We start from the raw sequence: 7,540 nt of genomic DNA on the forward strand, positions 1-7,540 counted from the left end.
GCTGGTTGAGGCGCGCGAAGCGCCCGCCGCCGTGGCCCGCCAGCTGGCCCAGAACGACCAGGCGTACAGCGACTTCGGCGCCTTCCTGCGGGCCCGCCCGCCCAGCTCGGTGCTCACCGTGGCGCGCGGGAGCTCCGACCACGCGGCCCACTTCATGGCCTACCTGATCATGGCGCGCATGGGGCGGCTGGTGACCTCGCTGCCCATGTCGCTGATCACGCTGTACCAGTCGCAGATCATCTGCGACGGCCTCGCATCCATGGCCTTCTCGCAATCGGGCCAGAGCCCCGACCTGGTGGCGCCGACGCGCTACTTCAGCGACGGTGGCGCGTGCACGGCGGCCTTCGTCAACGACCCCGACTCCCCGCTGGCCCAGGCCGCGCAGTGGGTGTTCCCGCTGCACGCCGGCGCCGAGACCAGCGTGGCGGCGACCAAGAGCTTCATCACCCAGCTGGTGGCCGGTGCGCGCGTGGTCGCGGCCTGGCAGGACGACCTGGTGCTGCAGGCGGCGCTCTCGGCCCTGCCCGGCGTGCTGGCGCGTGCCGCACACGCCGACTGGTCGAGCGCGGTGGACGCACTGCGCCACGCCGACCGCCTGTTCGTGATCGGACGCGGCACCGGCCTGCCGGTGGCGATGGAGGCCGCGCTCAAGTTCAAGGAGACCTGCGCCATCCAGGCCGAGGCCTTCTCGGGCGCCGAGGTCAAGCACGGGCCGATGGCGCTGATCGACGAGGGCTACCCGCTGCTCGTGTTCGCGCCACGCGGGCCGGCGCAGGCGGGCCTGGTGGCCCTGGCCGAAGAGATGCGCGGCCGCGGCGCCAAGGTGCTGCTGGCGGCACCCGCCGGCACGCCGGGCGCGACGCTGCCCATCGTCGAGACGGCATCGGTGGAGCTCGACCCGATCTCCACCATCCAGAGCTTCTACCCGATGGTGGAGGCGCTGGCCCTGGCGCGAGGCTTCGACCCGGACCGGCCGCGCCACCTGGCCAAGGTCACGCGCACGCAGTGAATCCGACCATGAGCGCTCCATTCCACGCGGGTCGGCTGGTGATGGTCGACATCCAGGGCAAGTCGCTCGACGCCGCCACCGCCGCCTTCCTGCGCCAGCACCACATCCGCGCCGTCTGCCTGTTCCGCCACAACCTCGGCACCGAGGCCGAGGTGAAGCAGCTCACCGCCGACCTGCGCGAGGTGATGGGCGAGCACGCCCTGATCGGCCTCGACCAGGAAGGCGGCTCGGTGGTGCGCGCCACCTTCCTGCCGCAGGCGCCCGCCGCGATGGCGCTGGGCGCCGCCGGCGATGCGGCGCTGGCCGAGGCGGTCGGTGAGGCGGTGGGCCGCGGCGTGCGCAGCCTGGGCATCAACTGGGATTTCGCGCCGGTGCTCGACGTCAACAACAACCCGGCCAACCCGGTGATCGCCGAGCGCAGCTTCTCCGAGGCCCCGGCCGAGGTGACGCGCCTGGCTGGCGCCTGGATGCGCGGCGCGCTGCGCGCCGGCGTGGCCTGCTGCGTGAAGCACTTCCCCGGGCATGGCGACACCCACATGGATTCGCACAGCCACCTGCCGGTGGTCGACAAGCCACTCGCCGCGCTAGAGGCGATGGAGTTCCGCCCCTTCCACGACCTGAAGGGCGAGGCGCCGGCGGTGATGACGGCGCACATCGTCTACCCGCAGCTCGATGCCGAGCACCCGGCCACGCTGTCGCGCAAGATCCTCGGCGGCGTGCTGCGCGAGGCCTGGGGCTACGAGGGCGTGGTGATCACCGACTCGCTGGTGATGAAGGCCATCTACGACCACTACGGCCACGACCGCGCCGCCGTGCTGGCGCTGCAGGCCGGGGCCGACATGGTGATGGCGCTCGGCAGCCAAGCCGACCAGACCGCCGCGATCAAGGCGATCGAGCGGGCCCAGGCGAAAGGCGCGCTGACCGCCGAACAACTGGATCGTGCCTGCGCGCGCCTGGACGCCTTGGCGCTGCGCTTCCCGGCGGGTGCCACCGCCTACCCGACCGCCCAACGCGAGAGCGACGACCGCCTGGTCCATGCGGCCTGGGCCGCCGGCCTCACCGCGATCGGTGCGCCGCAGGCGCCTGCACGGCACCTGCCGCTGCGCGTCATCACCCAGCGCAGCGTGCCCTGCGACGGCGTCTCCGAGGCCGGCCTGCCGGGCAGCGCCGTGGCGAGGCTCTTCGAAGGCTTTGCCGACGTCGATGTGATGGCGCTCGATGACCTGCAGGCGCTCGACTGGTCCACGCTGCCGGCCGATGGCCGCCGTACGGTGCTCGTCTCCAACCACCGCGACCGCTATGGGGCGCAGGCGCAAGCCTGGCGCCCCGACCTGCACCTGGTGCTGTGGAACCCGTTTCAGGTGCTCGACATCGCCGCGCCCGCCGTTGTCAGCTGGGGCTACGCCGATGGCGCACTGGCAGCGGTGCGGGCCTGGCTCGAAGGGCGCGCGCCAGCCTCCGGGCGTTCACCGGTGAGCCTGGGCCACTGAGCCGGAACACGACAAGAACCCACGGAGACTCCCATGCAAACCGCCACGCTGGACGCCCCTGCCGCGCCGCGCCGATCGCCGATCAAGTGGGTGCCCAGCCTCTACCTCGCGCAGGGCCTGCCTTTCTTCGCGGTCAACGTGATCGCGCAGCAGATGCTCATCAGCATGAACGTGCCCAACGAGCAGATGACGCGCTGGCTGGGTGTGCTGTCGCTGGCCTGGGGCTTCAAGTGGATCTGGAGCCCCTTCCTGGAACTGGCGCCGAGCAAGAAGTCGGTGGTGGTGCTGTTCCAGCTGGTCGGCGCGGCAGGCCTGGGGCTGGTGGCGGTGGCGCTCAACCTGCCCAACTTCTTCGTGCTGGCCATCGTGGCGCTGGCGCTGGTCTCGCTGGCCTCGGCCACGCACGACATCGCCTGCGATGGCCTCTACATCGCGAGCCTGTCGCACAAGGCGCAGGCGCAGTACGCCGGCTGGCAGGGGGCCTTCTTCAACGTGGCGCGATTCGTCTCGGCGGGTGGCCTGCTGGTGGCAGCCGGGCTGCTGGAGAAGTCCATCGGCGTGAAGGGCGCGTGGACGGTGATCTTCACCACCCTCGCCGCCGCGATGGTCGTGCTGGGCCTGTACAACCTGTGGACGCTGCCGCAGGCGCGCAACGCGGCGGCGCCCGAGGGGTCGGCGCGCGCCATCGGCAGCACGCTGTGGACCGTGGTGCGCGACTTCCTCGCCAAGCCGGGCATCTGGGCCGCCATCGTCTTCATCATCCTGTTCCGCGCCAGTGAAGGGCAGGTGCAGACCATCGGGCCGATCTTCCTGCGCGCCGCGCGCGAGGCGGGCGGCCTGGGCCTCAGCACCGACCAGGTCGGCTGGGCCTACGGCACGGCCGGCACCATCGCCTTCCTGGCCGGCAGCGTGGTCGGCGGCTACTTCGCGGCCTGGCTGGGCTTGAAGCGCGCGATGCTGTGGCTGATCCTCGCGATGAACCTGCCGACGGTGGCCTTCATCTTCCTCAGCGTGGCGATGCCGAGCAACTTTGCGCTGATCGCGGCAGCGCTGAGCCTGGAGATGTTCGGCTACGGCTTCGGCTTCGTCGGCGTGATCCTGTACCTGATGCAGGTGGTGTCGGTGGGCAAGTACCAGACCGCGCACTACGCCATCGGCTCGGGCGTGATGGGCCTGGGCATGAGCCTCTTCCGCGCCGTGAGCGGTGACATCCAGGTGGCGCTGGGCTACCAGAACTTCTTCATCTGGGGCCTGGCGTGCGCGGTGCCGGTGTTGATCCTCTCGCGCTTCGTGCCGCTGGAGGCGCCGAGCGAGCCGGCACAGCCGTGATGCTCCGGCCGGCCTTCGCGTTGCTGTCGGCCGCGCTGCTGTCGGCTTGTGCGACGCCGCTGCCGACGGCGGACACCTTCTTCGACGACTTCAGCCAAGACAACCCCTCCGCGCTCGCGCGTGATGGCTGGGCGGTGCGCACGAAAGCCGGCCACCCCGGCATCGCCGGTGCCAGCTGGGATGTGGGCGCCGTCTCGCTGGTCGACGATGCGCAGCAAACCGGCAACCGCTTGCTGCGCCTCAGCGCGCGCACCGACGGCACGCCGGCCGGCACGCGGCAGGCGCAGGTCTGCCACGCCCGCAAGTACTTCGAAGGCACCTACGCCGCGCGCGTGCGCTTCAGCAATGCACCCGCGCAGGGCCCCGACGGCGACGTGGTGGTCCAGACCTTCTACAGCGTGAGCCCGCTGCGCTTCGACTTCGATCCCGAGTACAGCGAACTCGACTGGGAGTACCTGCCCAACGGCGGCTGGGGCGATGCCCGCCCGCGCCTGTATGGCGTGAGCTGGCAGACGGTGCGCCTGGAGCCTTGGCTGGCCTACAACCAGCCGCACGAGCGCTTCGGCGAACTGCCGGCCGGCTGGCATGTGCTGGTGATGCAGGCCAGCGCCGGCCGCACGCGCTTCTACCTGGACGGCGAGCTGCTCGCAGAGCACGGCGGGCGCAACTACCCGGCGGTGCCGATGGCGATCAACTTCAACCTCTGGTTCTCGCCGGGCGGGCTGTTGGCGGCGGGACCCACGCGCGTCTACGAGCAGGACGTCGACTGGGTCTTCCATGCGCGCAACCGCGTGCTGTCGCCGGCCGAGGTGCTGGCGGCCGTGCAGGCGCTGCGGCAGGCGGGCGCGGCCCACGTGGACAGCGTGCCGCCGGCGACCCCGCCGCTGGCCTCGACCTGCGACTTCTGAGCCGACGATGCAGGAACGCCTCGATTCCGTCGATGCCTTGCGCGGGCTGACCGTCGCGGCCATGCTCCTCGTCAACGACGCGGGCGATTGGGGCCATGTCTATGCGCCGTTGGAGCATGCAGCGTGGCATGGCTGCACGCCCACCGACCTCATCTTCCCGTTCTTCCTGTTCATCGTCGGCGTGTCGCTGTCGCTGAGCCTCGGGCCCCGCATCGATGCAGGCAGTGACCGGGCGACATTGCGTCGCACCGTGCTCGTGCGCGCGCTGCGCATCGTCGTGCTGGGCCTGGTGCTTCATGCCATCGCCCACTGGCTGATGGACACACGGTCCTTCCGCCCCTTCGGCGTGCTGCAGCGCATCGGCCTGTGCTTCGCGGCGGCCGGGCTGCTGGCGATCGGCACACGGGTGCGCACGCAATGGGCCGTGCTGGCCGCGATCCTGCTCGGGTACTGGGCGCTGCTGGCGTGGGGTGGGCCCTTGAGCAAGGAGGGCAACCTCGCGAGCCGCATCGACACGGCGCTGCTTGGCCGTTTTGCCTATGAGTTCGATGCCGTCACCGGCCTCGGCCACGAGCCCGAAGGCCTGCTCAGCACGCTGCCGGCCATCGCGACGACGCTTCTCGGTGTGCGCGGCGGCGACTGGCTGCGCCGCGGCCAGCGCAGCCACCTGTGGCAGGCGGGCGCGGTGGCGCTGCTGGCCGGCTGGGCGTGGTCCCTCGTGTTTCCGTTCAACAAGCAGCTGTGGACCTCGTCCTACGTGCTGTGGAGCAGCGGCTGGGCCTTGCTCGCGCTGTGGGTGGCGAATGAGTGGATCGACCGCCGCGGTGCGCCGGCACTCGGCCGCAGCTTCGGCGTCAATGCCATCGCGGCCTACGCCGGGGCCTGGCTGATGACCTGCGTGCTCGAGGGCCTGCACTGGGCCCAGCCGCTGTACCGCGTCGCCTTCGAATGGATGACGCCGATCACCGGCCCGTACCTGCCATCGCTCGCGTATGCGATCGCCTTCGTCGGCGTCTGGTGGCTGGTCGTCGTGCAGCTCGATCGCCGCAAGCTGTACATCAAGGTCTGAGCCGGTGTCAGACCCCGGCGTTCAATTCGGCGATGAAGTCGTACATGTCGCCACGGTAGAACGACTGCGACAGCTCGATCGCGCGCCCGTCGGGCAGGTAGCCCAGGCGTTCGACCAGCAGGCCGGCGTCGCCCTCCCGTGCGTTGAGCAGGCGGGCCTGCTCGGCGTTGAGCAGCAGCGCGCGCAGGCGCTGCAAGGCACGCACCGGCCGGTTGCCCTGCGCCTCCAGCGCCTGGTAGAGCGAATCGCCCACCGACTCGAGCGACGGCAGGCAGCTCGCGACGATGGTCGCGATCTCGATCGCCATCGGCGCGTCATCGGCGTAGCGCAGGCGGTGGAAGCGGTAGACCGTGGCCCCAGGGCTGAGCGCCAGTTTGAGCGCCTCTTCGGGCGACACCGTGCCCTGCGTGCGCTTGAGCCACACGCTGTGCGGCCGGCTGCCGCGCGCCCGCATGTCCTCGGAGAACGAGGTCAGCTTGGCAAAGTTCTTCTCGACCCGGGTGCCGACGAAGTTGCCCGAGCCCTGGCGGCGCACCAGCCAGCCTTCCTGGGTCAGCCCTTCGAACGCGCGGCGCACCGTGATGCGCGACACCGCCAGGTCCTCGGCCAGCTGTCGCTCGGAGGGCAGCGCGTCGTCGGGGTTCAGCACGCGGCGCTCGATGGCGTCGCGCACCGCACGTTGCAGCTGCTTGTACAGCGGCAGCGCGTTGTTCGGGTCCAACGGCTTGAGCGCCTGGGCCAGGCTGCTCATGGGTGGCCTCCGGCACGGCTGGCCCACCAATTGCATGCCAGTGGCTCTTTTAACAATACCAGTTCGATACAAGCTGGGGGGCGCGTGCTCATGTTGGGGCGTGTTTCCAGGGTGGTGCAGCTCACTTTACATCAGTGATTCCCTGGGGGTGGCGAGCGCGTGAATCCTGTTGCAAACGATTTGGATTGGTAGCATAGTGGCATCTAGTGGTAGCGTACTGGTACGCACACTGGCAACAGCCGGAATTTTGAGTGGGAGGGTTGGTCCGCCACTGGTCTTGACCGATGGAGGCCCGAAGTCCCGGGGTTTTGCAAGGCCGGATCGGGGATCTGGCGCTCATTTCAATCAGAGGCATGACATGAACCTACAACTGACTCCCGTCGCATCGGCCGTCGCGCTGGTGCTGATGAGCTCGCTCACCACGGCCCGTGCGCAACAGGCGCCCGCGGCTCCCGCGGCCGCCGCGTCGGCGCCCCAGGCACCCGCCGCAGCGGCTTCTGCGCCGGAAGCGGCCAAGCCCGAAGCCAAGCCCGAAGCCAAGGGCTCCCAGCAGTTGGAGGTGGTCAACATCACCGGCATTCGTGCCGCGCTCGCCACGGCCGTGAACATCAAGAAGAACGCCACCGCCTTGGTCGACGCCGTGTCCGCCGAGGATGTAGGCAAGCTGCCCGACTCCGACGTGGGCGAAGCCCTGGGCCGCATCCCGGGCGTCTCGGTGGGCCGCGACTTCGGCCAGGGTGCCACGGTGTCCATTCGCGGCACCGACCCGCAGATGACCTATACCACCCTGAACGGCCAGACGGTGGCTTCCACCGGCTGGTACGACCAGAAGGCGGTCGACCGCTCGTTCAACTACTCCCTGCTGCCCGCCGAGCTCGTCGGCGGCATGGACGTGTACAAGACCACTCAGGCCGACCTGACCGAAGGCGGCATCGGCGGCACCGTGATCGTCAAGACCCGCAAGCCGCTGGACCTGGACGCCAA

Annotated in this window: 7 protein-coding genes; 6 read left to right on the forward strand and 1 reads right to left on the reverse strand. The window is 70.1% G+C overall.

Annotation, left to right across the window (positions count from 1 at the left end; translation table 11 throughout):
- Position 1 precedes the first annotated feature (1 nt).
- The 5 genes from VFL64_RS00255 to VFL64_RS00275 are packed head-to-tail and all read left to right on the forward strand — an operon-like array spanning position 2 to position 5,805.
- Positions 2-1,009: an SIS domain-containing protein gene (locus VFL64_RS00255; RefSeq protein ID WP_489538370.1), complete on the forward strand. Its 1,008-nt coding sequence runs from the start codon at positions 2-4 to the stop codon at positions 1,007-1,009.
- A gap of 8 nt (positions 1,010-1,017) precedes the next feature.
- Positions 1,018-2,499: a beta-N-acetylhexosaminidase gene (gene nagZ / locus VFL64_RS00260; protein WP_489538371.1), complete on the forward strand. Its 1,482-nt coding sequence runs from the start codon at positions 1,018-1,020 to the stop codon at positions 2,497-2,499.
- A gap of 33 nt (positions 2,500-2,532) precedes the next feature.
- Entirely contained in the window at positions 2,533-3,828 is a 1,296-nt protein-coding gene (locus VFL64_RS00265) for an MFS transporter (protein ID WP_489538372.1), read from the forward strand.
- On the forward strand, positions 3,828-4,736 hold the full coding sequence (locus VFL64_RS00270; protein ID WP_489538373.1) for a glycoside hydrolase family 16 protein: 909 nt from the start codon (positions 3,828-3,830) through the stop codon (positions 4,734-4,736). Before VFL64_RS00265 ends, VFL64_RS00270 begins: the two co-directional genes overlap by 1 nt.
- Before the next feature lie 7 nt (positions 4,737-4,743).
- Positions 4,744-5,805, forward strand: a complete 1,062-nt coding sequence (locus VFL64_RS00275; protein WP_489538374.1) for an acyltransferase family protein — start codon at positions 4,744-4,746, stop codon at positions 5,803-5,805.
- A 7-nt stretch (positions 5,806-5,812) separates the two neighbouring features.
- Here the strand turns inward: VFL64_RS00275 and VFL64_RS00280 are convergent, their stop codons facing one another.
- Positions 5,813-6,556, reverse strand: coding sequence for a GntR family transcriptional regulator (locus tag VFL64_RS00280; protein WP_489538375.1), 744 nt, complete (start codon positions 6,554-6,556; stop codon positions 5,813-5,815).
- 358 nt (positions 6,557-6,914) lie between these two features.
- Between VFL64_RS00280 and VFL64_RS00285 the strand changes: the two genes are divergently transcribed.
- Positions 6,915-7,540, forward strand: a 626-nt coding sequence (locus VFL64_RS00285; RefSeq protein WP_489538376.1) for a TonB-dependent receptor plug domain-containing protein, incomplete at its 3' end; no start/stop codon positions are given.

The sequence above is a fragment of the Rhizobacter sp. genome (assembly GCF_035702065.1).
In the GTDB taxonomy this organism is placed as follows: domain Bacteria; phylum Pseudomonadota; class Gammaproteobacteria; order Burkholderiales; family Burkholderiaceae_C; genus Rhizobacter.

Coding starts and splice junctions, on each gene's coding strand:
- VFL64_RS00280 (WP_489538375.1), bottom strand. CDS start 6,556: ATGAGCAGCCTGGCCCAGGCGCTCAAGCCGTTGGACCCGAACAACGCG.
- VFL64_RS00265 (WP_489538372.1), top strand. CDS start 2,533: ATGCAAACCGCCACGCTGGACGCCCCTGCCGCGCCGCGCCGATCGCCG.
- nagZ (WP_489538371.1), top strand. CDS start 1,018: ATGAGCGCTCCATTCCACGCGGGTCGGCTGGTGATGGTCGACATCCAG.
- VFL64_RS00270 (WP_489538373.1), top strand. CDS start 3,828: ATGCTCCGGCCGGCCTTCGCGTTGCTGTCGGCCGCGCTGCTGTCGGCT.
- VFL64_RS00275 (WP_489538374.1), top strand. CDS start 4,744: ATGCAGGAACGCCTCGATTCCGTCGATGCCTTGCGCGGGCTGACCGTC.